This is a genomic window from Thermococcus indicus, from assembly GCF_006274605.1.
Taxonomy (GTDB): Archaea; Methanobacteriota_B; Thermococci; order Thermococcales; family Thermococcaceae; genus Thermococcus; species Thermococcus indicus.
The window spans coordinates 58,710-81,274 of record NZ_CP040846.1; the positions used below are offsets into that span (position 1 = coordinate 58,710).

Here is a 22,565-nt window from a genome sequence, read left to right on the forward strand (position 1 = left end):
TTTAGAAACCCATTTATAAAAATTTAGCCAATTCATAATTGAGATTTCGGGAAAATAGGCCCGAATAGGGTTTAAAACCTAAAGTTGAGGTGGGAAAATGGGGTTTGCCGCACCGTTCCTGTGGTCCCTTATCGTCTATCTGCTCCTCACAGCGGGTTCCGGCAATGTCATCGCCTGGAGCCCCGGGGAGCTGGTTGCAGGGATAGTAATAGCGGCCATCATCGGCTACGCCACAAAGGACGTCATGGACGAAAAGGTGGGCTACTTCTTCAGCCCAAGGAGATGGTTACTCCTAATAATCTACGCCATAGGGCCGTTCTTCTTCGCCATGGCCAAGGCGAACATTGACGTCGCCTACCGCGTCATAACCGGCAAGATAAGACCGGGGATAGTCAAGATATCCCCGGACCTGACCAGGGATGAGAGCAGGACTCTCCTGGCCAACTCGATAACACTGACCCCTGGAACCTTCACGCTGGAGATAGACGAAGAAGGCAACTTCTACGTTCACTGGATAAACGTGCCGCCCGGAAAGGAGAAGCCCACCCCGGAGGAGCTGTGCGGGTACCTTCCAAAATGGGCAAGGAGGATTGGAGAATGACGGTCGATGGGGCATTCATGTGGGCGCTGATACTGCTGCTGTTCTCGGCCATGCTGACGCTCATAAGGCTTCTTGCGGGGCCAACGATTCCGGACAGGGCGGTGGCCCTTGATTCCATGACGACGACAACTGCCGGTGCCATGGTCATCTACGGCGTGGTAACCAGACAGGCGGTTTTCATAGACGTCGCGCTGGTTTACGCGGTTCTGAGCTACATCGCGACCCTCTACATAGCCCGCTACCTGGTCAAGAAGAGGGTGGGAATTGCATGCGAATGCGAGGAGGGAGAGGCGGCATGATAGAGTGGCTGATAGCGGCATTCCTGGCCATCGGCGTGTTCTTCAACCTTCTGGCCAGCGTTGGCATCCTCCGCTTCCCCGACGTCTACACAAGGATACACGCGGCAACCAAGTGCACGACCTTCGGCACGATATTCATAGTCCTGGCCGCCGTCACGTACTCGATATACAGCTACTTCTGGGTGGAGAGGGACCCATCCTGGATAACCATAGGGATACACTCGGCCCTGGTGGTCATATTCCTGGTGCTCACCAACCCCGTTGGAGCCCACGCCATCGGGAGGGCCGCGAGGAAGTCGGGCATACGGCCCCACGGGGCGGTTATAGACGAGCTGGAGGGTCGCCTATGAACTTCGAGGAGCTCTTCTGGGTGCTTCAGGCCATGGTGGGGCTGGGGCTTCTGATAGCAGCCATAGCGGCGGTGAGGTTCAAGAACCTGGTCTCAGCCGTCATCGCGATGGCGGTGTTCAGCCTGATACTCTCGCTGGAGTTCTACATACTGCAGGCACCCGACGTCGCGATAGCGGAGGCGGGAGTTGGAGCGTGCCTCACGACCGCCATGTACCTGCTGGCGATCAAGAAAACCACCGACGAGGAGGTGATAGAATGAGGAGAGCCCTCGGCCTCTTCGCGTTCATAGGCTTCACGCTGTTCCTCCTCGTGGCCGCGGCGAGCCTCAGGCCCTTCGGTGAGCCAGTCCACACGGAGATGGACTCCTACTTTATCGAGCATGCACAGGGGGAGGCATCGTCAAACAACGTCGTCACCAGCATAGTCTTCGACTACAGGGGTTTCGATACCCTCGGAGAGGCCACGGTACTGTTCACCGCTGTTGCGGGCGTGCTGATGGCCCTCAGAAGGAGGGAGGTGAAAGCATGACGACGCTAATCATCAAGACAACCACCAGGTACCTGACGGCGCTCATACTGACGTTCGGAGCCTACATCATCCTCCACGGTCACCTTACGCCGGGAGGCGGCTTCCAGGGAGGAGCCGTCTTCGCCAGCGGCCTGGCACTCCTCATAGTCGCGTGCGAGGACAGGGTGATAAGGGAGCGGTTCAAGAAGGTGCCCTTGAGCGCCTTCGAGAGCATCGGCGCCCTCGGCTTTCTGGGAGTGGCCACCCTCGGCTTCATGGGGTACACGTTCTTCAGGAACGTCATAGCCAACAGCAGGTTCCCGCTCTTCGGAGACCCGACCCCTCTAGGGATAAACCCCGGCTACCTAAACACGGGCGGAACGCTGCCGTACATGAACATATTCGTCGGAACGAAGGTTTTGGCCGGATTAACCAGCATAATCCTGGTGTTCTACCTCCTCCTGGGGGTGAGGAAGGATGAATAACGTGATTCTAGTCAACCTCCCCTTCATAGTCGTGGCGCTCCTGCTGGCGGTGGGGTTCTACACGATAGGATTCAAGAGGAACCTCATCAAGGTCGTCATAGGCATTGAAATCCTTGAGGGAGCCGTCAACCTGTTTCTAATAGCCCTTGGCTACGTTAAAGGCGCCTACGCTCCGATATACACCATGGCACCGAAGGATGCGGTCAACAACATGGTTCTGCCGACGCCTCAGGCACTCACTCTGACGAGCATCGTCATAGGTGTCGCCGTCTCGGCCCTGATGCTGGCCTTCGCCGTCAACATCTACCACCACTACGGAACCCTTGACGTTACAAAGGTCAGGAGGCTGAAAGGATGATCGAGCACCTGCCTGCACTCATGATAGCCGTGCCCCTCTTCGGGGCGTTCGTGGCTCCCCTGCTGAAGAAAAAGGGCAGTGCTCCAGCAGTCTGGGCGGTGATAATCACCGGCGTGACGCTGGGGATGGCGCTCCTCCTCGTCAGGGAGGTGCTCGCCCAGGGAATGATGGTGTACGTCTTCGGGGCGGACAAGCCGACCCTCGTTCTGCCCTCCGGATACAGGGTTCCGATAAGGATAATATTCGAGGTCGACGCGATAGGGGCCTTCATGGCGCTCTCCGCAACGCTCATGAGCTTCATCGGAGCGATGTACTCCTACAGCCATGTGAGGAACGAGACGGGCCTTGAGAAGTACTACGCGTTGCTTCTCCTCCTCGAGGTCGGAATCCTCGGCATGGTCCTGACGGGAGACCTGTTCAACCTCTTCGTGTTCCTTGAGATAGCCGGAATAGCCGGTTCAGCGCTTGTCGGCTTCAGGAACTATCGCGGTGAGGCAAGCGAGGCCGGAATCAAGTACCTCATAGTCAGCGCAATCGCTTCGCTGATGGTGCTGTTCTCAATCGGCCTGCTCTACGGCCAGTACGGAAACCTCAACATAGCCTACCTGAGCACCCAGATAGGGTTCAACACCGTTGACGTAATCGCCCTAGGAATACTCTTCACGTCCTTCGCGATGAAGTGCGGTTCGGTGCCGACGCACCACTGGGTTCCAGACGCGTACACCGAGGTCCCCTCGGGAATCAACCCCACGCTGCTGGTGGCGACCTACGCGAGCCTCTACGCCCTCTTCAGGGTGAGCTTCAGCCTCTTCGGAAAGGTCAGCTCGGGAATGAGCAGCGTCGGCTGGATAATGTGCGTCCTCGGAGTGCTCACAATGTTCATCGGCGTTACGATGGCCCTCGTCCAGAAGGACGTCAAGAGGCTCATGAGCTACCACGCGATTTCGCAGACAGGCTACATGCTCCTCGGAGTCGGCGTTGGTCTGGCAGTCCTCAACGACCCGGCAAAGCTCGCCGCCTTTGGAAGGGACGCCATGGCCGGAGGTATATTCCACATAATCAACCACATCATCTACAAGAGCCTCCTCCTCATGACCGCGGGAGCGCTGTTCTACGTGACCGGAACGAGGAATCTCAACGAGATGGGCGGCTTAGCCAGGAAGATGCCCTACACCACGATAGCCTTCATAGTCGGTGCCGCGGCAATATCGGGAATTCCGCCCTTCAACGGCTTCGCGAGCAAATTCCTCATCTACGAGACGTCCTACCAGCTGAGCCCGATATTCGCGATATTCGCAATGGTCACCAGCGTGCTGACGCTGGCTTCGTTCGTCAAGGTATTCGCTTCAGCCTTCCTCGGACCGCCGGTCAAGAAGTACGAGGAGGTAAAGGAGGTCCCAAGGAGCATGGTGGTGGCGATGCTCATCCTGGCGGCGCTGTGTCTGCTCTTCGGTCTGTTCCCGAACGTGGTGCTGGACAAGCTGGTGTACCCGGCAGTTGACGCGCTGCTGAAGCTGGGCAGCTACCAGACGTGGGGTGGTATACTATGACGTGGATTGAGAGCCTTACGCTGAACTCGCCGTCGGGCTTCTGGAACCCGATAGTCTGGCTGGCGTTCCTCATCGTCTTCGCGCTCATCGGCTACCTAATCTACTCCCGCGGAAACAGGAGCTACAAGCCGAACACCGACCAGGTGAAACCCTTCCTGAGCGGCAACGAGGTTGAGGACGTGGAGGAAATCCGCGTAAGGGCGGGGGACATATACTGGGGCTTCATCGAGGCGCTCAAGGGCTACTACAACGCCCTCATGAGAATGCACACCGGAGACGTCAGGGACTACATCCTCTGGTACCTCGGGCTCGGTGCCGTGATCCTGTTCGTCCTCGTGGGGGGTGTGTGAATGGGGAAGCTGACCAACTTTAAACGCTCCCTCTGGGTTTTCCATGCCTCTGGAGGGAGCTGTAACGCCTGCGATATCGAGATCATAGCCGCGTTGACGCCGCGCTACGACGTGGAGCGCTTTGGAATCAAACTCGTCGGAAGCCCAAGGCACGCGGATGTGCTCCTCGTTACCGGAGCCATTCCAAGGGACTTCGCAGATAAGCTGAGGCGCATATACGAGCAGATGCCCGACCCGAAGGCGGTCGTTGTCATAGGCTGTTGCGGAACCAGCGGGGGAGTGTTCTACGACTCCTACAACATAGCCGGCCCGATAGACGAGATAATCCCCGTGGACGTCTACGTTCCCGGCTGCCCCCCGAGGCCCGAGGCGATAATAGACGGCGTTGTGAAGGCCTGGCTTAAGATAGAGAAGCTGGAAAAGGAGCTGGAGGGGAAGAAAGGATGAGGGAACCAATGAGCGTGGAAGAGGTCCTCAAGAGGCTCCAGGAGGCGCTCGGTGAGGCCTTGCTCTCCCACGAGGTCAGGGAGTACACGATGGGCGTCAGGAGGAAGAGGACGTACAGGGAGCTCTGGATAGAGATAGACCCGAAGGCCTTCAGGAGAGCCGTCGAAGTCATGTTCGAGCTTGACTACCCGCACCTGCACTTCATAACCGGAGAGGATGACGGAGGCGACTCCCTGAGGATGGTCTACTCCTTCGGCCTGTTCTGGGCCATTCCCTGGGGGGAGCTCAGCGTCACCATGCGCTTCAACCTTCCGAAGGATAGCCTAGTCCTGCCGACGATAACCGACCTGATGCCCGGTGCTGAGACCAACGAGCGCGAGATTAGGGAAATGCTAGGCGTTGAATTCGAGGGACTGAAGAACAAGCGGCACCTCTTCCTGCCCGACGACTGGCCGGAGGGCAAGTATCCCTGGAGGAAGGACGAGTACGGCGTGGAGGACATGGTGAAGCACACCCACAAGAGCGTGAACGAGATAAGGAGGGGTGAGTGATGGCGAAAACCCAGTACTACGTTCCAGTCGGCCCGATTCACCCGGCGCTGAAGGAGCCCATAAGGGTCGAGGCCAAGGTCGAGGGCGAGAGGATAGTCGAGGTGGACGTCAAGAGGGGCTTTGCCCACAGGGGAATAGAGTACATGGGCATGAAGAGGAACGCCATCCAGACCCTCTACCTCTCGGAGAGAATATGCGGAATCTGCTCGATATCGCACCCCTACGCCTTCGTCATAGGAAGCGAAAAGGCCCTGGGAATAGAGGCCCCGCCGAGGGCCCAGTACATAAGGACAATAATAGCCGAGCTGGAGAGGATTCACAGCCACATACTCTGGCTCGGCGTGGTTGCGCACGAGATGGGCTTCGACTCCCTCCTGTTCTGGACGTGGAAGGGTAGGGAGAAGGTCCTCGACATCCTGGAGCTCCTGACCGGGAACAGGATAAACTACTCCGTGTTCATGATAGGCGGCGTCAGGAGGGACATAACGGAAAGCCAGGCGAAGGCAATAAAGGACATGATAAACTACTACAGGATATTCACGGAGGAGATGAAGGACGTTTTCCTGGCGGACCCGGTTTACAAGGCCAGGACGCGGGGAGTGGCACAGCTCTCCAGAGATATGGCGAAGAAGCTCAACGTATGCGGGCCCGTTGCCAGGGCGGCCGGACTGCGGATGGACGTCAGGCAGGACAACCCCTACGACGCCTACGCAGACATCGGAGTCAGGGCGGTGGTTCCCCAGGACATAGTCGGCGAGGCCAGGGGCGATGCCTACGACATCACCCTCGTCAGGATATACGAGATAGAGCAGAGCCTCGACATAATCGAGTTCTGCCTCGAGGGGATGCCAGAGGGCAAGATAATGGCCATTCCGAACTACGTGGCGCTTCTGGCAAAGATAAGGAGGAGCGAAGGGGAAGCGATAGGCATGCACGAGGCGCCGCGCGGTGAGGTCATCCACTACTTCAAGTACGGCAACAAGCGCGACGGACCGGTCGTCTGGAAGGTAATAGCCCCGAGCTACAACAACATCAACACGTGGGGGCCGCTCCTGCTCGGTGCCGAGGTGGCCGACATACCGATAGTCGTCGCCTACATAGACCCGTGCATGTGCTGCAACGACAGGGTCGCGGTGGTAAGGGACGAAAACGGCAGGATAATCGACCCGGCGACGCTGCACCTGAAGGCGGTTGAAAAAACAAGGAAGCTTAGGGAAGAGCTGGGGGTGAGAGAATGAATGGCAGCATTCTTCATGAGGGGTGCACGGGAAGCAAGGCCATTCGTGAGGCTCACACCCATCCTGCGTCCGGAGGACGCACTTTAAGAGTGAGCAAATGGACAATGAACACTATTGAGGCACCCCCCAGCGGAAAAGTCAGTTTTAGAGTTAACGACATTCCGCCAGCGCTTGCGCAAGCAAGGGCTGAGGGGGTGAGGGCATGACCCCCGAGACCCTTATTTACGCGTTCACCTTCCCCGTGCTGGGGTCTTCCTCGGGCTGGTCTACAAGGGTGTGGACAGGCGCGTCTCGGCCAGGCTGACCTCCAGGATAGGGCCGCCCATAAGGCAGCCGTTCTGGGACGTTGGCAAGCTGCTCCTCAAGGAAACGGTAGTTCCAGAGAACGCAATAGCGTGGATATTCAACGCCATGCCGATAGTTTCCTTCGCGGCCTCGATGACCCTGCTCCTCTACATACCCTTCGGAGTGCTCAAGGCTCCGCTCGAGGGCTACGGAGACCTGGTAGTCATACTCTACCTGCTAACCCTCCAGTCGCTGGCAATGGCCATAGGCGGCTTTGCATCGGGAAGCCCGTTCTCCTCGGTGGGTGCGCAGAGGGAAATGGTGCTCATGATGAGCTACGAGATGCCGCTGGCGACGGTTATAGTCGGCTTCGCCGTGCTCTACAAGAGCTTCTCGCTGACGACCATAGCTAGCACACCGGTGTGGGGCGTCGCGGGTCCGCTCGCGGCCATGGGCGTGCTGCTGCTCTTCATAGCACTGCTCGTAGTCACGCCGGCCGAGCTGGCGAAACTGCCCTTCGACATCGCAGAGGCTGAGACGGAGATATGTGAGGGTATGCTCGCAGAGTACAGTGGGAGGAACCTGGCACTGTTCTACCTCTCGGACGCGGTCAGGGGCTTCGCCATGGCAGCGCTGGAGGTGGTGCTGTTCTTCCCGTTCACGCTGACGAGCATGCTCAACCTGAACCTAACGGGAACGCCCTACTACGTCGTCGAAGCCCTGTGGTTCCTCTTCAAGGTCATGGTCATCTACCTGCTGGCGATAACGCTGGTCAGGACATCGTTCGCAAGGTTCAGGATAGAGCAGGCGTCCATGGTGTTCTGGGTCTACGTCAACATAATCGCTCTCGTCGGGCTCGCGCTGGTATGGTTGGGGGTGTGATGCATGGTAAACAAGATGATGTTCGTCCTCCTCAAGCAGCTCGTCAAAAAGCCCGCCACCAACCCCTTCCCGGTTAAGCATGCTCCCGCTAACGTCACGGCGTTAATAGAGAAGGTCCAGAAGGGAGAGGTGCAGATAAACCCACCCGTTCCGGTTCCCGAAGGGTTCAGGGGCAAGCTCCTCTACGACCCGGAGAGGTGCATAGGCTGCAGGCTGTGCATAATGGTCTGTCCCGCTGACGCTATGGAGTGGATTCCGGAGCTCAAGAAGATACGGCACTACGTCTCGCGCTGCATGTTCTGCGCCCTCTGCGTTGACGTCTGCCCAGGCAAGAAGTTCCCGGGCGAGGAGAAGGCCGTCAAGGCACTTAGGATGAGCGAGGAGTTCCTCATAGCCGACTACGACAAGTACAGCGACAACCTCATCGAGGAACCGCCGGAGGCGAAGGAGATGTTCGAAAAAGAAGCTGAAGGCACTGTTCAAACGGAAGAAAAAGTTTGAGTTATTCTTCACTTTTTTCTTCCGAAAGCCTCGCCCTTCAGGGCGGGGAGGAGGTCAGTTTTTCAGTTCCCCGTACCTCTGCCTCAGTAGCTCATAGTGCCCCCGCTCAACTTCGGCCAGTTTGGAGTAGAGCTCCCTCAGCCGCTCGTCATCAACCCTCTCCGCGAGCAGCTTGTAGGATTCGTGGGCTATCAGCTCGCTCTCCATCGCGGCCTTAAGAACCTCCTCAAGCTGGTCAGCCCTCTCGAACTCATCGAGAACCGGAAGAACCTCGAGCGGGGGAAGGTCGCTCCTCGGAGCGTCCCCGTAGGTCTCCCTGAACCGGGCCTCGAGCTCGGTGGCGTGGTTCAACGAGTCCTCTGCCAGCTTCTCGAAGGTTTTCACAAGCTCCTCTCCAAGACCGAGGTTTCTCGCGCGTCCCGCGAGCTCGCGGTAGAATTCCGCCTCCTCCTTCTCGCCCTCTATCCAGTAGGCCAGGGCGTCCCTGTAACTCAGCTTTGAAAGGGCCTCAACGACCTCGTGAACGTCGTACATTCCCATCCCCCCGTACGGATAGCCTCGGGGACCTAATAAGCTTTCGGCTCACCTAACCAGCCATATCGTCAGGAACATCAGAAAGTAAGCTATCACGCTGATGACGATGTGGACCTTTATCCATGCTTCCCTGCGCTTTGAAAGGAATATCAGGGCCCCGCTCAGCATGGCGAGGCTCATGAGGGCAAAGCTCAGATAGCCCAGGGTGTAGTGGTCGAGGCTAACCATTTGGAACACCCACCGGGAAGATGTACATGGGAGTGCCTTCCGTTCCCACTATCTCGGCAACCTGGTCATCGTAGAACGCCCCCACCGCGACGGTCCCAAGGTTCAGAGCGGTTGTCTGGAGGTAGATGTTCTGGCCTATGTGGCCGGCCTCCATGTGGATGTACCTGACGCCCCTTTCCCCATAGTAGGAGGTCGTCCTGGAGTAGTACGCCACGAGAACGATGTCCACCGCCGCTCTCCCTACCCACAACTGGTCCAGCGCGGCCTTCTGGAGGGCCCTCCTCCAGTCCCCGGTCTTTACCAGGATCAGCGTGTGGTTGAACGGGTCGTATCGGTATATCCCCTCTTCGAGGCCCTCGACGTTTCCGACCACGACGTAAACCTCGAAGGGGTAGGTCGCCCCGGCACTCGGGGCCGAGCGGTACTTCCTCGGGTCCGTTATTCCCTGCGCCGCCCACAGGAGCTGGGAAAGCTGCTCAATGCTGACCTCCTCCCTGCCCTGAAGGGTTAACCCCTCGCCAAAGGCGGGGAGGTTCGAGGGGTTCTCATCAGGGCAACCCTTGAAAAGGGTTCTTCGAACCCCTCGGGGAGGGCCTTCCCCCCATTACCCCTACCTCCCGCAAGAGCGGAGAGACTCGGGGTTATGGTTTTGGAAACCTTCTTCAAGATATTGAAGGCACCAACGATGTCAGCATTCATAACAACGCCCTCCCTGTGGCACTTAAATAAACCCCTAACAAAACGAGCGTTAGAATGGCGTTGGCCACAGAGAGGGCAAGTTTGAGAAGTGAAAGCCTCATTCACAACCACAATGGCAATACCATACTCTTCTGCAACTTCTTTGAGACGTTTAATCACATAATTAAACCGCCAGACGTGAGAGAGGATAAAGTTTTGCTTTCTACCCTTCTCAGGATTCCGAGCTATTCCCTTCGGATAGCCAACGACAATTCTGGAAACGCCCAAATCGTAAAGCCTTCTCACAGTTTGCCTTACGGCAGTGTTAATGTAGTGCTTCGCTTGAAGTTTAGCCTTCTCATGCATTCTTTTTAGTTTCCTACTCGTTTTAGCTCCTGACTTGTTGAGTTTTGACTGATAATCAGCAATTTTTCTTTTCCAATAAAAATCAATACTCTTTAAAGGTTTTCCATTGACCAGAAAGCTTTCCCCATTCTCCACGTAAACAGCCATTAAATTGTTAACTCCCAAATCAATTCCCGCTGAAAGGCTCCCCTTAGGAGTTCTTGGAAGTTTAATCCACTCCCCGCCCTCAAGTTTTTCCTCTGCCGTAAAACTGATGTGAGCATGCCATTTCCTCTTTACGGAGTCGTAAGTGATTTCTAAGCGTCCTTGCTTACCCTTCAAGTGAATTCTGCCCTTGAACTGGATTTCGAGTTTTCTAAATTTGCCAAGACGTCTTAACTCGATAATGTTTCCCTTGATTTTGTACTGGTCGTTCCTGAGGGGAATTACGAAGAGTTTTCTGCCGTTCTTTTCCTTGACGAATTTTGGCGGTTTTGGTTTGAACCATTCGGGAAGTTCTCCTTTCTTTTTCTTCCTGTTGAGGGTGAAGAAACTTCTCCACGCTTCAGCGTTCTTTCTGGCTAATTGTTGAACTGTTGAGCCCCCAATCCAGTTTTTGAACTCGTGATAAGCTTCCTTTTCAGTTGTTGAGAAGTCGATTTTGCCGAATTCTTTGAACTGTTTGAGCCTCTGGTAGTTGAGTTTGTTCCAGATTACTGCTGTGGTGTGGGCTAACTCGAAGAGGGCTTTCTCTTGCTCTTTGCTTGGTTGGAGTTTAACCGTTACTGCCCGCTTCATCTTAAAGTATGGTATGAATCTTAGGCTTTAAAAGAGTATTGCTTTCCTACTTGAAAGCTATTTGCTGAACATCGTACCCCCTAAAGAATGAAGCTTGTGAAAAGAAAAATGTCAGGGGCTCGTTCCTGTACGAGCGGATGCTCCTTCGCTTTGCTATGGCCTCCTCCACGCTCATCTCTCCAGTCAGTCTCGGCTCAGGGAGAACAACGACCTCACCGGAGATTCTCTCACCCCCCTCCCTCCAGATAACGTAGGGCTTGACGAAAAGAAGAACCGAAGAGACAAGGACCAGGGCGATGACCATGTACGAAACCCGCTTGACGTTCATGTTTATGAATTCGACTTCATCCTATTTTAGGCTTCACTCGACAACCTCGAAGCGGAGGAGCTCACCCCTCCGCACAAGCCCGATGCCGGCCTTCTTTCCAAAGACCTCAACCACGAGGGTGTAGTCCGGGTCGCTCAGGTTCACCCCAAGGCCGAAGCGCTCGACCACCAGGGAGCCAAGGCCGATCTCAAGCTCCCTCTGGGAGAGCCTCTTATTTCCCCTGACCTTGGCGCGTACCGCGAAGGTTCCGTCTATTTTCTCCGCCAGTTCAAGGACGGCCCCTTCAATCTCCTCCCTCCTGGCGGGAACGATGAGGTCGAGGGGAACGACCCTCTGTATAGCCTGCGTCTCGAAGTTCTTCAGCCGTTCAAGGGTTTCGCCCTTCGGTAGGGGCGTTTCGGCCAGGAGAACCCCCCGCCAGTCCGTTCCCCTAACCCGGACCTTCCCCAACGCCCATTCCAGTTCGAGTATTCCATCGCCCTCGCGTCCCTGTGGAGTCGTAACGAGAAGAATCGTCATCTCCGCTCACCGATGGACAGGTTTTTATATTTCGCGTTCCTAAACTATGCGGTGAGTTAAAATGGAAGCCGGTGGCCTTAAGCTTTATCCCTACCAGTCATACGAAGTTTATGGCCTTTCTCGGAACCCCTTCGAGCAACTCGCAAGCGAGGGAATAAGCGACGTCGAGAGCATTCACGTCTATCAGGAGATAGACATGCGCCTTCAGATGATAATCTCCGAGGTTATCGGAAACAAGAGCTCGATAGCCATGAGCATCGTCGGCCCCCTCGGAATGGGCAAGACCCAGAGGCTCAAGACCATAGCGAAAGCCATAGAAGAGAACCACGGGAAGGCCATATACGTCAAGGTTGACACGAACGACATCCTCAAGCTCACGCGCGACATCTTCTACGCCCTCAAGCCGCCGAAGAGCAGGACTAACATTTTCCTCGAGAACCTCTCAAGGAAGCTCGGATTCATAGACAGGCTTGAGAAGATGCTGAGCGACAGGGACGAGTACAAGAGCAGGGACATAGCCGAGCTTCTGACCGAGCAGATGGGCAAATACCCCTACTGCGCCCTTCTCCTGGACGAGCTTGAGAACATGGGAAGCGCGAGCGAGAGGGAGAAGATACAGTTCTTCGAGATGCTCAGGCACTTCATCAGCAACATGCCCAAGGGCTGCATCGTCGCATTCGCCTGCGTGCCGGAGGCCTACGAGGAGTACTCCAGGATATTCCCCGCGTTCTTCATGCGCCTCCACTACGAGTTCAAGCTCCGCCCGATGAGCATAGACGAGACCTACGAGCTCGTCAAGAAGAGGCTCAACAAGGTGAGGATACGGGACACCGATGATCCAATCTACCCCTTCACGGAGGAGGCCATAAAGCTCATACACCAGCTCGGAAAGGGCAACCCGAGGCAGATCCTGAGGCTCCTTCACTACGTCCTCAGCGAGGCCTCCAAGCACAAGTTCGACCCCATAGACGACTACGTGGTGACCACCATACTCGAGGAGCCGAAGAGCCTCGAGGAGTACCTCACGAGGATTCCGAAGGAGTACAAGGACCTCGTTGAGGCCATAGTCTATGAGTTCAACGGCGGGCCGGTGAGCTACATCCAGGTGGCCAAGGCCGTCAAGAGGCCGGGAATACAGGTTTACGACCAGCTCAACGAGCTCATAAGGCTCGGCTTCCTGGTCGGAGACCCCAAGGGCAACTACAAGGTTCCCGAGTACGTGAGAAAGTTCCTCGAGGAAGGGCAGGCCGAGAACGAGGAAGAGTGATGCCCGATGCCCAACTACGACGTTCACGTGCTCAGCGGGGTAGTCAGCTATCCGGTCATCGTCGCCGCCGCGGGACTCGCGGCCGCCCACGGCGTCCCACTCGCCCTCACGACGATGGCGCTGGTGCTGGGCTACGCTTTCTACGTCCTGGGGAGCGACCTGCCCGACATGGACCATCCAAACGCCCTGATCCACCGCGGGACGAAGCCGATAGTCAGCGTGGTGGTCGGGGGGGCGGTCTACGTCAACGCCGCGGGATCGATAAACGTCGGGGAGCCCTGGCTCAACATGGCCGTGGAATGGGGCATAGCGGTCCTCGCCGCCGTGATAGCGTGGTTCGCCTTCACATGGATGATGCCGAAGCACAGGGGGATAGTTCACTCATTCCTCTTCGCGGCGGTCTATGGGGGCCTGGCGTTCGTTCTGGTGGAGTACGGCCTCAACATGACGACGGGGGAGGGGCTCTACGTCGGCTTCGCGGCCTTCTGCGGCTATGCCCTTCACCTCCTCCTCGACGGGGAGCTATCACTACTGTAGAGAAACTCTTTTATTTTCTAACTTCGTATTTGTTACGGTGGTTGCATGGAAGGCGGCGGGGCCCTGTTTATCGTTTTCATATTCATCATGCTGGGCATCATACTGATGGATATGGAGAGGGAAGCGAAGGCGAGGAAAAAGTGCACCGAACTTGCCTCATCCATAAGGATCGACGGGAGAACCCTCTTCCTACCCGAGAAAACCAGGCTCCTGCGGGGAACCCTGCGGATGAAAGGGGAATGGATCGGGGCCAAGCACAGGCACTACTCCGTGCAGCGGGAACTCAGGACCGCGGGAGAGTTCACCTCGGACAGGATAGAACTGGAACCGGAGGGGTTCTTCGTTTTCATAGGTGAAAACGACGACGCCTGGGTTGAGCTCCCGGTTTACGTTATCGCGGAGGGGAGGTTCAGGGACGCCCTGATATCCCCCGTGCTGCCCACGTACAGAATCGAGGCGGGGGAGAACTCCCTGGGAACGTCCCACAACGACGAGTACGCCCACCTGCGGCTGGAGACGGGGAGGGGAACGATCTCGGGGAGGCTCTACACCAGCGTCGCGAAGTGCAGGGGGGCCAGGGTGGAGCTGATCCACCCCGAATCGAAGGGAAAGGAGAAGCTCGTGGAGGTCCGGGGGAGCGGGGAAAAGGATTTTGAGAGAAGGTTCTGGGAAAAGCCCCTGATACTGGTGATGGACAGAAACGTCAGCGACCCGCGGAAGCTCCGGGAGGCCTTCGGAGCGCGGAGGGTTCTGGAGGGACACGGAAAATACGAGGTTCTGCTCACAATGGACGTTCCCCTGAAACAGGACGAACACGCGGGAACGGAACTCCTGATCGAACCCGAGGAGGGGTTCCCTGAGGGCAGTCCGGAAATTAACGTCGTGGTGTGAATACACACCACTGGGCAATAATGCTTTTAAATAGTCCACGTTAGGAAAGCCCGGAGGTGAGAGAGATGTTCAGTCTGGGAGGATTCTCACGCGGAGGAGAGTACGAAAACAAGACCTGGGACGTGCTCATCATAGGCGCAGGACCGGCCGGATTCACCGCGGCAATATACGCGGCGCGCTTCGGCCTTGAGACGCTGATACTCAGCAAGGACCTCGGGGGGAACATGGCGCTGACCGACATGATAGAAAACTACCCGGGGTTCCCCGAGGGGATAAGCGGCTCGGAGCTGACGAACAGGATGCACGAGCAGGTCAAGAACCTCGGCGTTGATATAGTCTTCGACGAGGTCGCGCGCATAGACCCCGCTGAGTGCGCCTACTACGAGGGGCCGTGCAAGTTCGCGGTGAAGACCAAGAACGGCAAGGAGTACAAGGCAAAGACGATAATTATAGCCGTCGGTGCCGCGCCGAGAAAGCTCCACGTTCCGGGAGAGGAGGAGTTCACCGGAAGGGGCGTTTCCTACTGCGCGACCTGCGACGGCCCGCTCTTCAAGGGCAAGAAGGTTGTCGTTGTGGGCGGCGGAAACACGGCCCTTCAGGAGGCCCTCTACCTCAAGAGCATAGGCGTTGACGTGACCCTCGTCCACAGGCGCGACCAGTTCAGGGCGGACAAGATACTCCAGGACAGGTTCAAGGAGAGCGGTATTCCGGCGATACTCAACACCGTCGTGACCGAGATTAAGGGCGACGGCAAGGTCGAGGCGGTCAAGCTGAAGAACCGCGTCACAGGCGAGGAGACCGAGATGCCCGTTGACGGCGTCTTCATCTTCATCGGCTACGAGCCCAAGACCGACTTCGTCAAGCACCTCGGCATAACCGACGAGTACGGCTACATCCCGGTGGACATGCACATGCGCACGAAGATGAAGGGAATCTTCGCCGCAGGCGATATAACCAACGTCTTCAAGCAGATCGCCGTTGCCGTCGGTCAGGGTGCCATTGCCGCCAACTCGGCGAAGGAGCTCATCGACGAGTGGAACTCAAAGGTCGTGGAGTGATTTTCCACACCCCTTCGTTCTTTTCTCTCGGCGTTTTTCGGATTTCCGTTTTGGGAATCGAGGTATTTTCCGATTCTCCCGAAGATTTTTCGGTCAAAAATGTTCATCGATGAACACAGACTTATATAGGAGAACCCCTATCTCACACCGGTGATGCACATGGTGGTTAGGCCGAACGTTAAGGAACTCCCCGGACCCAAGGGCAAGGAAGTTATCGAAAAGAACTTTGAAGCCCTCGCAGTTACCACCCAGGACCCGGAGACCCTCCCGATTGTCATCGACCACGGAGATGGAATCCTCGTCTACGACGTTGACGGAAACACCTTCTACGACTTCGGAAGCGGCGTCGGCGTGCTGAACGTCGGCCACGCCCACCCGAGGGTCGTCGAGGCCGTTAAGAGGCAGGCCGAGAAGTTCACCCACTTCGCGCTGAACGACTTCTTCTACGAGAACGCGGTCGTTCTTGCCCAGAAGCTCGCCGAGCTTGCACCCGGCGACTTCCCGAAGAAGGTCGTCTACCAGAACAGCGGTGCGGAAGCAAACGAGGCCATGATGAAGCTTGTCAAGTACGGCACCGGCAGGAAGAGGTTCATCGCCTTCTACCACGCCTTCCACGGAAGGAGCCAGGCCGTTCTCTCGCTTACCGCCAGCAAGTGGGTTCAGCAGGACAGGTTCTTCCCAACCATGCCGGGCGTTGAACACATACCCTACCCGAACCCCTACAGGAACCCCTGGCACATCGACGGTTACGCCGAGCCGGACGAGCTCGTTAACAGAGTCATAGAGTTCATCGAGGAGTACGTCTTCAGGCATGTCCCGCCCCACGAGGTTGGAGCCATAGTCTTCGAGCCGATACAGGGTGAGGGCGGCTACGTCGTCCCGCCGAAGAACTTCTTCAAGGAGCTCAAGAAGCTCGCCGACAACTACGGCATACTCCTCGCCGACGACGAGGTTCAGATGGGCGTCGGAAGGACTGGTAAGTTCTGGGCCATCGAGCACTTCGACGTTGCACCCGACACCATCCAGTTCGGTAAGGCCATAGGCGGCGGAATCCCGCTCGCCGGTGTCGTCCACAGGGCCGACATAGCCTTCGACAAGCCGGGCAGGCACGCCTCGACCTTCGGCGGCAACCCGGTTGCAATAGCGGCCGGAATAGAGGTCGTCGAGATAGTCAAGGAGCTCCTCCCGCACGTCCAGGAGGTCGGCGACTACCTCCACAAGCGCCTCGAGGAGCTTCTCGAGAAGTACGAGGTCATCGGAGATGCGAGGGGTCTCGGTCTCGCCCAGGCAGTCGAGATAGTCAAGAGCAAGGACACCAAGGAGAAGAACCCCGAGCTGAGGGACAGGATTGTCAAGGAGGCCGTCAAGCGCGGGCTCATACTCCTTGGCTGTGGCGACAACAGCATAAGGTTCATACCGCCGCTGACCATCCAGAAGGAGGAGATAGACGTCGCCATGGAGATATTCGAGGAGAGCCTCAAGGCCGCTCTCCAGTGATTTCCTCCCTTTTCTTATCCGTTTACTTGAGTGGTAATCCCGAAAAGTCAAGTTTTTAAAGTTATAACTTGAGATACCCCCGGTGGTGAACATGACTGAGCTGACCGAGATTCTCAAACCGTACGGACCATACGTCCTCGCCACAGTCACCCTGCTCTACGTCGCGTACCTATTCATGAACAGGAAGAAGTTCAGGAGCGCGAGCGTTCTTGCCCTCTCCGCCGTGATGGCCGCGGTGGTGGGCGTCACCACGGCGTTCATAACGATAGCCACCCCCGCGACCGGCGGCTACCTCAACTTCGGCGACACTATGGTCATGTTCTCGGCAATGGCCTTTGGCCCCGTCATCGGCGTCTTCGCGGGCGGCGTTGGTTCGGCCCTCGGTGACATAATAGCGGGCTATCCGGGATGGGCACCAATAACCCTCGTCGTCAAGGGGCTTGAGGGCCTCGCCATCGGCTACATCGCCAGGAGGAGCGACAACGTCTCGACGCTGGTGATAGCGGGCCTGATAGGCGGAATAATAATGGTCTCCGGGTACTTTGCCTTCGAGGCCTACATGTACGGGGTCCCCGCTGCCGCCACGGAGGTTCCGGTGAACATGCTCCAAGCGGTTACGGGCGTCCTGGTGGGCACTCTCCTTGCCAGGGCGATAAAGAAGAGATACCCGGAGATAGAGGACCTCCTCTAAACCTCCAGTTTCCTTATTTCTTCCCACATCTCGTTCTCGACGAGCAGGGGCTCGACCGATATCCTCCTTGAGGCGCGCTTCACCTGGCCAAGGTAGCTGGAGTCCGCGACGACGGCATCGTAGCCCAGTTCGTCTATCTTGTATATCTTGAACCTGCACTCGCGCAGATGCTCGACCGCGTACTCGATGAAGCGGGGGCCAACGAGGAGTATGTCCGGCTCGAGACCCTCCTCCCGGAGCTCCTGGATGGCCTTGTTCAGGAGGTCGCGTACTTCATTCATTTCGGGGCTCCCTCCACGATCTTTATTCCGCTCGACGTTCCAATCCTCGTCGCGCCGGCCTCTATCATAGCTAAAGCCTGCTCGTAGGTTCTGATGCCTCCGGCGGCCTTGACCCCCATCTCCGGGCCGACCACCTCTCTCATGAGCCTGACATCCTCAACCGTGGCCCCACCGGTTCCAAAGCCGGTGGAGGTCTTAACGAAGTCCGCCCCGGCTTCCTTAGCCAGCTCGCAGGCCTTCACTTTCTCCTCCTCAGTGAGGTAGCAGGTCTCGATGATGACCTTAACCTTCGCGCCCCTCTCATGGGCGACCTTAACGACCTCCTCGATGTCCCTCTTCACGTAGTCGTAGTCCCCGTCCTTGAGGGCGCCTATGTTGATGACCATGTCGAGCTCGTCGGCACCGTCGTCGAGGGCCCTCGCGGCCTCGAAGACCTTGACCTCCGTGGGGGTGGCTCCGAGCGGGAAGCCTATTACGCTCGCAACTTTGACGTCGGCACCCTTCTCGCGGAGATAGTCCCTCGCGAGCTTGACGCGGTAAGGGTTGACGCAGACGGCGTAGAAACCGTACTCAATGGCCTCATCGCAGAGCCTCCTAATGTCATCGGCGGTAGCGTAGGGTTTGAGGTTCGTATGGTCGATATACTTGGCAACATCGATGTGATCAGCCATTCCCATCACCGGTTACTACTCCATTCCAATGTATTTAGAGTTTTTCTCCCCAAAAATGCGTAAGCTTCCGGAAAATATGCGGACTTTGTTTTGAAATTCCAGCAATCTCCGGTCCCGTATCCATAGAACAGAAAAAATACAGGTTTTTGGGAAAATTTCAAAGGGGCATCATTGAGCCTCCAGCCTCCCAAGCGCACGGAGAAACCTCTCCGCAACTCCCTCCTCGCCGAACACCGGCGTTTCCTTACCCTCCAGGATCCTGCAAAGGACCTCCACAGCGCTGTCCCAGCTCTCCTCAAGGCTATTTCCCCTCGGAATCGGGTTCCTGAGGACGTGCCATCTCCCGGTTGGCGGGTCGTAGAACAGCACCCTGGGGATGTAGTCCAGGTCCATGAAGGTGTTGTCCAAGCTCAGCTCTATTCGAAAGCCATCGACCTCGACGAAACCATCCTCGCGTAACCGTTTCTTCCAGTCCATGCGGGAAAGTTGGAGGAGAAGTTTAAAAGCTCATCTCCTCCCGAGGGCAGCCAGCAACGCCAGCAGGGCCACTATCCCGGGCCCGCATACCTCCCCTTTAGTCGAACCAGACGTCGTGGTAGGAGTTCCGGAAGGAGGCTTGGTTAGTGTCGGACCGACGTAAGCGGTGCCGTTGGGGAGGTTGTAGGACTGGAAGGCATTGGAGACGCACTTTATCAGGCTCGGATTCCGGCTCCTGTAGTAGGGCATCCAAGCATAACTCCCGTTCGCCCCTTCGTACCATCCTATTCTCCCGTTGTGGCCGGCAAAGCCCCACTGGGCCACCGTGGAGATCTCCCCCACGTCCCTCTCGCTCAGGTTAACTATTCCTGGCTCCTTCATCCACTCCAGCTCGGCTTTTATCGCCTCGGAAGCGTTAACCTCAGAGGGATCTATGGCGGGGGAAAGCCGGGTTACGGCAGTCTCAACCAGGGTGAGCGGTGAGTTGCAAGAGACCCCGAAAGCGCCAAGGAAGTCCTTAACCGCCACGTTCACCTCGTCATCCGACTTGTCGATGGCCTCAACCTTTAGCTCAAAGTATCCCGCACGAACCACCCTGGACGGGTCGATTCCGTGCTCCCTCAGGCAGGTCTCGAATGCAGGGTCCGGCTTCCAGGTGCAGAGGCCGTTGAGGCAGCCGCAGCTCGTCAGGGAGAGGCAGTCATACCACGGCTTGTAAACGCATGGGGTGACTATCTTCGGGGCTTCCTCCTTGGGGGCGCAGACCTCACCGGAGCAACCGCCGGTGGCGCAGTCGGCGTCGGAGGTGCATTGGCTCCCCTTAACCGGGAGGAGGGTTATCTTAACACCTTTTCTCTCAAAGGTCGTGTTGTCTGAGACCCTCCATCCGTCGTCCTTGAGCCTCTCAAGGACATCCGGAGTGATGAGCAGGGAGACGTTTAAAGACCCCATCGAGACGTCCTCGGTCTTCCACTCAACGGGAATCCCAACTTTGATGTGAAGCCCATCGCTGGCATTCCAGACCAGAACGTAGAGCCTTTTGTCGTAGTGGGAGCGGAAGACGAAGGTGTCGTTTTCAATGAGAACGTGGTGTGCTATCTCAAGCCGCCAGAGTTCGCTGGTTATACCCGGCTTGTTCAGCACCACCTCGACGGCGTAGGAATCGGCAGGAGTCATGCACGCTCTCACGAGAGGGGTGACGGTGAACATCAGGAGTATTACCATGGCAAGCGCTCTCTTCATTTTCCCACCGGATGGTTTAGGGCGCCAAAATATATACGCCTATCCATCGCTTCGGCCAGGATTGAAGCTAAAACCTTTATATGCTCACTGAGAATATCACCCGAGGTGATTGAGATGGAGAACCCCTTTGAGATAACCGGAGTCGTCGCCAGGGAGATACTCGACAGCAGGGGAAACCCGACCGTCGAGGTTGAGGTCTACACGCCGATAAGCATGGGCCGTGCTGCAGTTCCGAGCGGAGCGAGCACGGGGACCCACGAGGCCCTTGAGCTCCGCGACGGCGGGAAGCGCTACCTCGGCAAGGGCGTTAGGAGGGCCGTTGAGAACGTCAACAAGATAATCGCGCCCGAGATAGTTGGTATGGACGTCACCTGGCAGAGGGACATAGACAGCCTCATGCTTGAGCTCGACGGCACCGAGAACAAGAGCAACCTTGGAGCCAACGCCATTCTGGGAGTTTCTCTGGCGGTAGCAAAGGCCGCCGCCAACGCTTTGGGACTGCCCCTCTACCAGTACATCGGCGGAACCAACGCCTACGTCATGCCCGTTCCGATGAGCAACGTCATCAACGGCGGCGTTCACGCCGGCAACGAGCTCGACTTCCAGGAGTTCATGATAATGCCCGTTGGGGCCGGCTCCTTCAGGGAGGGCATCATGTGGGTCAGCGAGACCTACCACGTCCTCAAGAAGGTCATAGCGGAGAAGTACGGAAAGAACGCGGTCAACGTCGGTGACGAGGGCGGCTTCGCCCCGCCGATGAAGGAAGCCACCGAGCCGCTCGAGGTTCTCATAAAGGCCATCGAGGAGGCCGGCTACAAGCCCGGCGACGAGATAGCCTTCGCCCTCGACGCGGCATCGAGCGAGTTCTTCCACCCGGACAAGGACAAGTACGTCGTCGGTGGAAAGGAGTACGACAGGGGAGAGCTTCTTGAGCTCTACCGCGAGCTCGTCTCAACCTACCCGATAGTATCAATTGAGGACCCGTTCCACGAGGAGGACTGGGAAGGCTTCGCTATGATAACCAGGGAGCTCGGGGGCAAGATACAGATAGTCGGCGACGACCTCTTCGTCACCAACCCGAAGAGGATAAGGAAGGGCATCGAGATGGGAGCGGCAAACGCTCTGCTCCTCAAGGTCAACCAGATTGGAACGCTGAGCGAGGCTATCGATGCCGCCTACACGGCCTTCAGGGCCGGCTACGGCGTCGTCGTCTCCCACCGCTCGGGTGAGACCGAGGACAGCACCATAGCCGACCTCGCGGTCGCCCTCAACGCCGGCCAGATCAAGACAGGTGCTCCGGCCAGGAGCGACAGGAACGCCAAGTATAACCAGCTCATACGCATAGAGGAGGAGCTCGAGGGCATAGCGCTCTATCCGGGCAGGAAGTTCCGCAACCCGTTCCTCTGATTCCTTTTCGATTCCTTTTCCTTAATTTTGGTGGAGCCGATGGAGTTTGACCCCGAGAAGCTCATAAAGCCCAGACCGTTCCTGATTCTGGCAGAGTTATTCCTCCTGCCGGCGGCGGTTCTGGCTTCGAAGTCCTACAACGCCTCGATAGCCTGCCTCGGTGCCTCCACGGTTCTCTACTACGTCGGCATGACCGAGCTGGTCAGGAAAAGGCTCGGAAGGTGGGCGGTGAAGCGCTTCACGGTGGCTACCTCCTCAGGGCCCTCTCATGGGTTCTCATGCTCGCATCGGCCGTCTATACATACTCAGCGGTTGTAGAGAACATCCTTCCCTTCGGACCTCCCGAGTTCGTGATAACCTCCGTGGTGGCTTTAGTGGGAGCTGGAATAAACTACCTCGCGGTCGGGATAAGGAACAGCGTGCTCTGGAAGGTTGAGGGTCTGAAGATGAGCCTCTGGATGTCGAGGCTGAACTCAATCGTGCTGTTTCTCATGGCGGCGGTCCCGTTCCTGCCGGCTCTCGCGAAGGCGGGGGAAGTAACGTGGCTTCTCGCGATTCTGGCGGCACCAATACTCGGTTCCTTCACGGTTCTCGCGATACTCGGGAAGCTCTTCTACCTCAAATTCCTCCTGACCTTCGAGGAAACAAAACCGTCCAGTGAGAGTTTTAAGCGGGAGGGCGGACTCCCGAGGCGGGAGGGATAATGACGAA

32 protein-coding genes and 1 pseudogene are annotated in these 22,565 nt (G+C 57.2%); 23 read left to right on the forward strand and 10 right to left on the reverse strand.

Translation table 11 applies throughout. The features are described from left to right. Positions 1-97 precede the first annotated feature (97 nt). The 14 genes from FH039_RS00345 to FH039_RS00410 all read left to right on the forward strand — a co-directional run bounded on the left by FH039_RS00345 (position 98) and on the right by FH039_RS00410 (position 8,405). Positions 98-601 carry a Na+/H+ antiporter subunit E gene (locus tag FH039_RS00345; RefSeq protein WP_139679768.1) on the forward strand — a complete coding sequence of 168 codons (504 nt, stop codon included), beginning with the start codon at positions 98-100 and terminating at the stop codon, positions 599-601. Beyond that, on the forward strand, positions 598-900 hold the full coding sequence (locus tag FH039_RS00350) for a cation:proton antiporter (protein ID WP_139679769.1): 303 nt from the start codon (positions 598-600) through the stop codon (positions 898-900). The genes FH039_RS00345 and FH039_RS00350 overlap by 4 nt, the downstream gene beginning before the upstream one ends. Further along, entirely contained in the window at positions 897-1,250 is a 354-nt protein-coding gene (gene mnhG, locus FH039_RS00355; protein ID WP_058939010.1) for a monovalent cation/H(+) antiporter subunit G, read from the forward strand. The genes FH039_RS00350 and mnhG overlap by 4 nt, the downstream gene beginning before the upstream one ends. Continuing rightward, the gene (locus FH039_RS00360; RefSeq protein WP_014013080.1) at positions 1,247-1,510 is read left to right on the forward strand and encodes a hydrogenase subunit MbhD domain-containing protein; all 264 of its coding nucleotides are present in this window, start codon (positions 1,247-1,249) and stop codon (positions 1,508-1,510) included. Before mnhG ends, FH039_RS00360 begins: the two co-directional genes overlap by 4 nt. Beyond that, a complete protein-coding gene (mbhE, locus tag FH039_RS00365) occupies positions 1,507-1,779 on the forward strand; it encodes a hydrogen gas-evolving membrane-bound hydrogenase subunit E (RefSeq protein ID WP_139679770.1) in 273 nt (90 codons plus the stop codon). Before FH039_RS00360 ends, mbhE begins: the two co-directional genes overlap by 4 nt. Continuing rightward, on the forward strand, positions 1,776-2,243 hold the full coding sequence (locus FH039_RS00370; RefSeq protein ID WP_139679771.1) for an MnhB domain-containing protein: 468 nt from the start codon (positions 1,776-1,778) through the stop codon (positions 2,241-2,243). The genes mbhE and FH039_RS00370 overlap by 4 nt, the downstream gene beginning before the upstream one ends. Then, positions 2,236-2,601, forward strand: a complete 366-nt coding sequence (locus FH039_RS00375) for a sodium:proton antiporter (protein WP_139679772.1) — start codon at positions 2,236-2,238, stop codon at positions 2,599-2,601. Before FH039_RS00370 ends, FH039_RS00375 begins: the two co-directional genes overlap by 8 nt. Continuing rightward, a complete protein-coding gene (locus FH039_RS00380; protein ID WP_139679773.1) occupies positions 2,598-4,151 on the forward strand; it encodes a proton-conducting transporter transmembrane domain-containing protein in 1,554 nt (517 codons plus the stop codon). Before FH039_RS00375 ends, FH039_RS00380 begins: the two co-directional genes overlap by 4 nt. After that, positions 4,148-4,501: a hydrogenase gene (locus FH039_RS00385; RefSeq protein ID WP_139679774.1), complete on the forward strand. Its 354-nt coding sequence runs from the start codon at positions 4,148-4,150 to the stop codon at positions 4,499-4,501. Before FH039_RS00380 ends, FH039_RS00385 begins: the two co-directional genes overlap by 4 nt. Beyond that, on the forward strand, positions 4,502-4,948 hold the full coding sequence (locus tag FH039_RS00390) for an NADH-quinone oxidoreductase subunit B family protein (RefSeq protein ID WP_139679775.1): 447 nt from the start codon (positions 4,502-4,504) through the stop codon (positions 4,946-4,948). It begins immediately after the preceding gene. Further along, positions 4,945-5,499, forward strand: a complete 555-nt coding sequence (locus tag FH039_RS00395; protein ID WP_139679776.1) for an NADH-quinone oxidoreductase subunit C — start codon at positions 4,945-4,947, stop codon at positions 5,497-5,499. Before FH039_RS00390 ends, FH039_RS00395 begins: the two co-directional genes overlap by 4 nt. Continuing rightward, positions 5,499-6,737, forward strand: a complete 1,239-nt coding sequence (locus tag FH039_RS00400) for a hydrogenase large subunit (protein ID WP_139679777.1) — start codon at positions 5,499-5,501, stop codon at positions 6,735-6,737. Before FH039_RS00395 ends, FH039_RS00400 begins: the two co-directional genes overlap by 1 nt. Positions 6,738-7,013: 276 nt before the next feature. Continuing rightward, a complete protein-coding gene (locus FH039_RS00405; RefSeq protein ID WP_240703229.1) occupies positions 7,014-7,904 on the forward strand; it encodes a respiratory chain complex I subunit 1 family protein in 891 nt (296 codons plus the stop codon). A 3-nt stretch (positions 7,905-7,907) separates the two neighbouring features. Further along, positions 7,908-8,405 carry a 4Fe-4S dicluster domain-containing protein gene (locus FH039_RS00410; protein WP_139679778.1) on the forward strand — a complete coding sequence of 166 codons (498 nt, stop codon included), beginning with the start codon at positions 7,908-7,910 and terminating at the stop codon, positions 8,403-8,405. Positions 8,406-8,459: 54 nt separating this feature from the next. Here the strand turns inward: FH039_RS00410 and FH039_RS00415 are convergent, their stop codons facing one another. The 6 genes and pseudogenes from FH039_RS00415 to FH039_RS00440 all read right to left on the reverse strand — a co-directional run bounded on the left by FH039_RS00415 (position 8,460) and on the right by FH039_RS00440 (position 11,835). Continuing rightward, entirely contained in the window at positions 8,460-8,945 is a 486-nt protein-coding gene (locus FH039_RS00415; RefSeq protein ID WP_394344272.1) for a ferritin-like domain-containing protein, read from the reverse strand. A 42-nt stretch (positions 8,946-8,987) separates the two neighbouring features. After that, on the reverse strand, positions 8,988-9,167 hold the full coding sequence (locus FH039_RS00420; RefSeq protein ID WP_139679779.1) for a hypothetical protein: 180 nt from the start codon (positions 9,165-9,167) through the stop codon (positions 8,988-8,990). Then, positions 9,160-9,660, reverse strand: a pseudogene (locus FH039_RS00425) (SagB/ThcOx family dehydrogenase); the annotation flags it as partial. The pseudogene FH039_RS00425 and the gene FH039_RS00420, both read right to left, overlap by 8 nt. 14 nt (positions 9,661-9,674) lie before the next feature. Continuing rightward, positions 9,675-10,988 (reverse strand): RNA-guided endonuclease InsQ/TnpB family protein, encoded by a 1,314-nt coding sequence (locus FH039_RS00430; protein WP_139679780.1) that lies wholly within the window; start codon positions 10,986-10,988, stop codon positions 9,675-9,677. A 46-nt stretch (positions 10,989-11,034) separates the two neighbouring features. Then, on the reverse strand, positions 11,035-11,316 hold the full coding sequence (locus FH039_RS12280; RefSeq protein WP_240703230.1) for a hypothetical protein: 282 nt from the start codon (positions 11,314-11,316) through the stop codon (positions 11,035-11,037). Between the two features lie 33 nt (positions 11,317-11,349). Further along, a complete protein-coding gene (locus FH039_RS00440) occupies positions 11,350-11,835 on the reverse strand; it encodes a THUMP domain-containing protein (RefSeq protein WP_139679781.1) in 486 nt (161 codons plus the stop codon). A 61-nt stretch (positions 11,836-11,896) separates the two neighbouring features. On the opposite strand from FH039_RS00440, the gene FH039_RS00445 reads away from it, so the two are divergent. The 6 genes from FH039_RS00445 (at position 11,897) to FH039_RS00470 (ending at position 17,776) form a co-directional block, all read left to right on the forward strand. Further along, positions 11,897-13,102: an AAA family ATPase gene (locus FH039_RS00445; RefSeq protein WP_139679782.1), complete on the forward strand. Its 1,206-nt coding sequence runs from the start codon at positions 11,897-11,899 to the stop codon at positions 13,100-13,102. Positions 13,103-13,108: 6 nt separating this feature from the next. Next, positions 13,109-13,639 carry a metal-dependent hydrolase gene (locus tag FH039_RS00450; protein ID WP_139679783.1) on the forward strand — a complete coding sequence of 177 codons (531 nt, stop codon included), beginning with the start codon at positions 13,109-13,111 and terminating at the stop codon, positions 13,637-13,639. A 45-nt stretch (positions 13,640-13,684) separates the two neighbouring features. Further along, positions 13,685-14,530, forward strand: coding sequence for a hypothetical protein (locus FH039_RS00455; RefSeq protein ID WP_139679784.1), 846 nt, complete (start codon positions 13,685-13,687; stop codon positions 14,528-14,530). A gap of 65 nt (positions 14,531-14,595) precedes the next feature. Beyond that, complete coding sequence (gene trxB, locus FH039_RS00460) at positions 14,596-15,588, forward strand: thioredoxin-disulfide reductase (protein WP_139681511.1); 993 nt, start codon at positions 14,596-14,598, stop codon at positions 15,586-15,588. Positions 15,589-15,747: 159 nt separating this feature from the next. Continuing rightward, the gene (locus tag FH039_RS00465; RefSeq protein WP_139681512.1) at positions 15,748-17,085 is read left to right on the forward strand and encodes an ornithine aminotransferase; all 1,338 of its coding nucleotides are present in this window, start codon (positions 15,748-15,750) and stop codon (positions 17,083-17,085) included. Positions 17,086-17,176: 91 nt separating this feature from the next. After that, positions 17,177-17,776, forward strand: coding sequence for an ECF transporter S component (locus tag FH039_RS00470; RefSeq protein WP_139681514.1), 600 nt, complete (start codon positions 17,177-17,179; stop codon positions 17,774-17,776). On the opposite strand, the gene FH039_RS00475 is transcribed toward FH039_RS00470, so the two are convergent. The 4 genes from FH039_RS00475 to FH039_RS00490 all read right to left on the reverse strand — a co-directional run bounded on the left by FH039_RS00475 (position 17,773) and on the right by FH039_RS00490 (position 20,447). Next, positions 17,773-18,057: a family 4B encapsulin nanocompartment shell protein gene (locus FH039_RS00475; RefSeq protein WP_139679785.1), complete on the reverse strand. Its 285-nt coding sequence runs from the start codon at positions 18,055-18,057 to the stop codon at positions 17,773-17,775. The two genes, FH039_RS00470 and FH039_RS00475, sit on opposite strands and share 4 nt — an antisense overlap. Next, positions 18,054-18,728 (reverse strand): deoxyribose-phosphate aldolase, encoded by a 675-nt coding sequence (gene deoC / locus FH039_RS00480; protein ID WP_139681513.1) that lies wholly within the window; start codon positions 18,726-18,728, stop codon positions 18,054-18,056. The genes FH039_RS00475 and deoC overlap by 4 nt, the downstream gene beginning before the upstream one ends. Before the next feature lie 168 nt (positions 18,729-18,896). Further along, entirely contained in the window at positions 18,897-19,205 is a 309-nt protein-coding gene (locus tag FH039_RS00485) for a hypothetical protein (RefSeq protein WP_139679786.1), read from the reverse strand. Positions 19,206-19,235: 30 nt separating this feature from the next. Then, on the reverse strand, positions 19,236-20,447 hold the full coding sequence (locus FH039_RS00490) for a CGP-CTERM-anchored Cys-rich protein (protein WP_139679787.1): 1,212 nt from the start codon (positions 20,445-20,447) through the stop codon (positions 19,236-19,238). 114 nt (positions 20,448-20,561) lie between these two features. On the opposite strand from FH039_RS00490, the gene eno reads away from it, so the two are divergent. Genes eno through FH039_RS00500 form a run of 3 tightly spaced genes read left to right on the forward strand, consistent with a single transcriptional unit; the run spans position 20,562 to position 22,558 of the window. After that, on the forward strand, positions 20,562-21,854 hold the full coding sequence (gene eno, locus FH039_RS00495; RefSeq protein WP_139681515.1) for a phosphopyruvate hydratase: 1,293 nt from the start codon (positions 20,562-20,564) through the stop codon (positions 21,852-21,854). Between the two features lie 39 nt (positions 21,855-21,893). After that, complete coding sequence (locus FH039_RS12285) at positions 21,894-22,172, forward strand: hypothetical protein (protein ID WP_240703231.1); 279 nt, start codon at positions 21,894-21,896, stop codon at positions 22,170-22,172. Further along, entirely contained in the window at positions 22,076-22,558 is a 483-nt protein-coding gene (locus FH039_RS00500; protein WP_240703232.1) for a hypothetical protein, read from the forward strand. The genes FH039_RS12285 and FH039_RS00500 overlap by 97 nt, the downstream gene beginning before the upstream one ends. The last annotated feature ends 7 nt before the right edge of the window (positions 22,559-22,565 follow it).

Excerpts from the sequence above, each read along its gene's own strand:
- FH039_RS00385 (WP_139679774.1), top strand. The coding sequence starts at position 4,148 with ATGACGTGGATTGAGAGCCTTACGCTGAACTCGCCGTCGGGCTTCTGG.
- mbhE (WP_139679770.1), top strand. The coding sequence starts at position 1,507 with ATGAGGAGAGCCCTCGGCCTCTTCGCGTTCATAGGCTTCACGCTGTTC.
- trxB (WP_139681511.1), top strand. The coding sequence starts at position 14,596 with ATGTTCAGTCTGGGAGGATTCTCACGCGGAGGAGAGTACGAAAACAAG.
- FH039_RS00475 (WP_139679785.1), bottom strand. The coding sequence starts at position 18,057 with ATGAATGAAGTACGCGACCTCCTGAACAAGGCCATCCAGGAGCTCCGG.
- FH039_RS00445 (WP_139679782.1), top strand. The coding sequence starts at position 11,897 with ATGGAAGCCGGTGGCCTTAAGCTTTATCCCTACCAGTCATACGAAGTT.
- FH039_RS00430 (WP_139679780.1), bottom strand. The coding sequence starts at position 10,988 with ATGAAGCGGGCAGTAACGGTTAAACTCCAACCAAGCAAAGAGCAAGAG.
- eno (WP_139681515.1), top strand. The coding sequence starts at position 20,562 with ATGGAGAACCCCTTTGAGATAACCGGAGTCGTCGCCAGGGAGATACTC.
- FH039_RS00415 (WP_394344272.1), bottom strand. The coding sequence starts at position 8,945 with ATGGGAATGTACGACGTTCACGAGGTCGTTGAGGCCCTTTCAAAGCTG.
- FH039_RS12280 (WP_240703230.1), bottom strand. The coding sequence starts at position 11,316 with ATGAACGTCAAGCGGGTTTCGTACATGGTCATCGCCCTGGTCCTTGTC.
- FH039_RS00465 (WP_139681512.1), top strand. The coding sequence starts at position 15,748 with ATGGTGGTTAGGCCGAACGTTAAGGAACTCCCCGGACCCAAGGGCAAG.
- FH039_RS00420 (WP_139679779.1), bottom strand. The coding sequence starts at position 9,167 with ATGGTTAGCCTCGACCACTACACCCTGGGCTATCTGAGCTTTGCCCTC.
- FH039_RS00490 (WP_139679787.1), bottom strand. The coding sequence starts at position 20,447 with ATGAAGAGAGCGCTTGCCATGGTAATACTCCTGATGTTCACCGTCACC.
- FH039_RS00470 (WP_139681514.1), top strand. The coding sequence starts at position 17,177 with ATGACTGAGCTGACCGAGATTCTCAAACCGTACGGACCATACGTCCTC.
- FH039_RS00370 (WP_139679771.1), top strand. The coding sequence starts at position 1,776 with ATGACGACGCTAATCATCAAGACAACCACCAGGTACCTGACGGCGCTC.
- FH039_RS00380 (WP_139679773.1), top strand. The coding sequence starts at position 2,598 with ATGATCGAGCACCTGCCTGCACTCATGATAGCCGTGCCCCTCTTCGGG.
- FH039_RS00350 (WP_139679769.1), top strand. The coding sequence starts at position 598 with ATGACGGTCGATGGGGCATTCATGTGGGCGCTGATACTGCTGCTGTTC.
- FH039_RS00410 (WP_139679778.1), top strand. The coding sequence starts at position 7,908 with ATGGTAAACAAGATGATGTTCGTCCTCCTCAAGCAGCTCGTCAAAAAG.
- FH039_RS00400 (WP_139679777.1), top strand. The coding sequence starts at position 5,499 with ATGGCGAAAACCCAGTACTACGTTCCAGTCGGCCCGATTCACCCGGCG.
- FH039_RS00485 (WP_139679786.1), bottom strand. The coding sequence starts at position 19,205 with ATGGACTGGAAGAAACGGTTACGCGAGGATGGTTTCGTCGAGGTCGAT.
- FH039_RS00450 (WP_139679783.1), top strand. The coding sequence starts at position 13,109 with ATGCCCAACTACGACGTTCACGTGCTCAGCGGGGTAGTCAGCTATCCG.
- FH039_RS00345 (WP_139679768.1), top strand. The coding sequence starts at position 98 with ATGGGGTTTGCCGCACCGTTCCTGTGGTCCCTTATCGTCTATCTGCTC.
- FH039_RS12285 (WP_240703231.1), top strand. The coding sequence starts at position 21,894 with ATGGAGTTTGACCCCGAGAAGCTCATAAAGCCCAGACCGTTCCTGATT.
- FH039_RS00440 (WP_139679781.1), bottom strand. The coding sequence starts at position 11,835 with ATGACGATTCTTCTCGTTACGACTCCACAGGGACGCGAGGGCGATGGA.
- FH039_RS00360 (WP_014013080.1), top strand. The coding sequence starts at position 1,247 with ATGAACTTCGAGGAGCTCTTCTGGGTGCTTCAGGCCATGGTGGGGCTG.
- FH039_RS00395 (WP_139679776.1), top strand. The coding sequence starts at position 4,945 with ATGAGGGAACCAATGAGCGTGGAAGAGGTCCTCAAGAGGCTCCAGGAG.
- FH039_RS00390 (WP_139679775.1), top strand. The coding sequence starts at position 4,502 with ATGGGGAAGCTGACCAACTTTAAACGCTCCCTCTGGGTTTTCCATGCC.
- FH039_RS00455 (WP_139679784.1), top strand. The coding sequence starts at position 13,685 with ATGGAAGGCGGCGGGGCCCTGTTTATCGTTTTCATATTCATCATGCTG.
- deoC (WP_139681513.1), bottom strand. The coding sequence starts at position 18,728 with ATGGCTGATCACATCGATGTTGCCAAGTATATCGACCATACGAACCTC.
- mnhG (WP_058939010.1), top strand. The coding sequence starts at position 897 with ATGATAGAGTGGCTGATAGCGGCATTCCTGGCCATCGGCGTGTTCTTC.
- FH039_RS00375 (WP_139679772.1), top strand. The coding sequence starts at position 2,236 with ATGAATAACGTGATTCTAGTCAACCTCCCCTTCATAGTCGTGGCGCTC.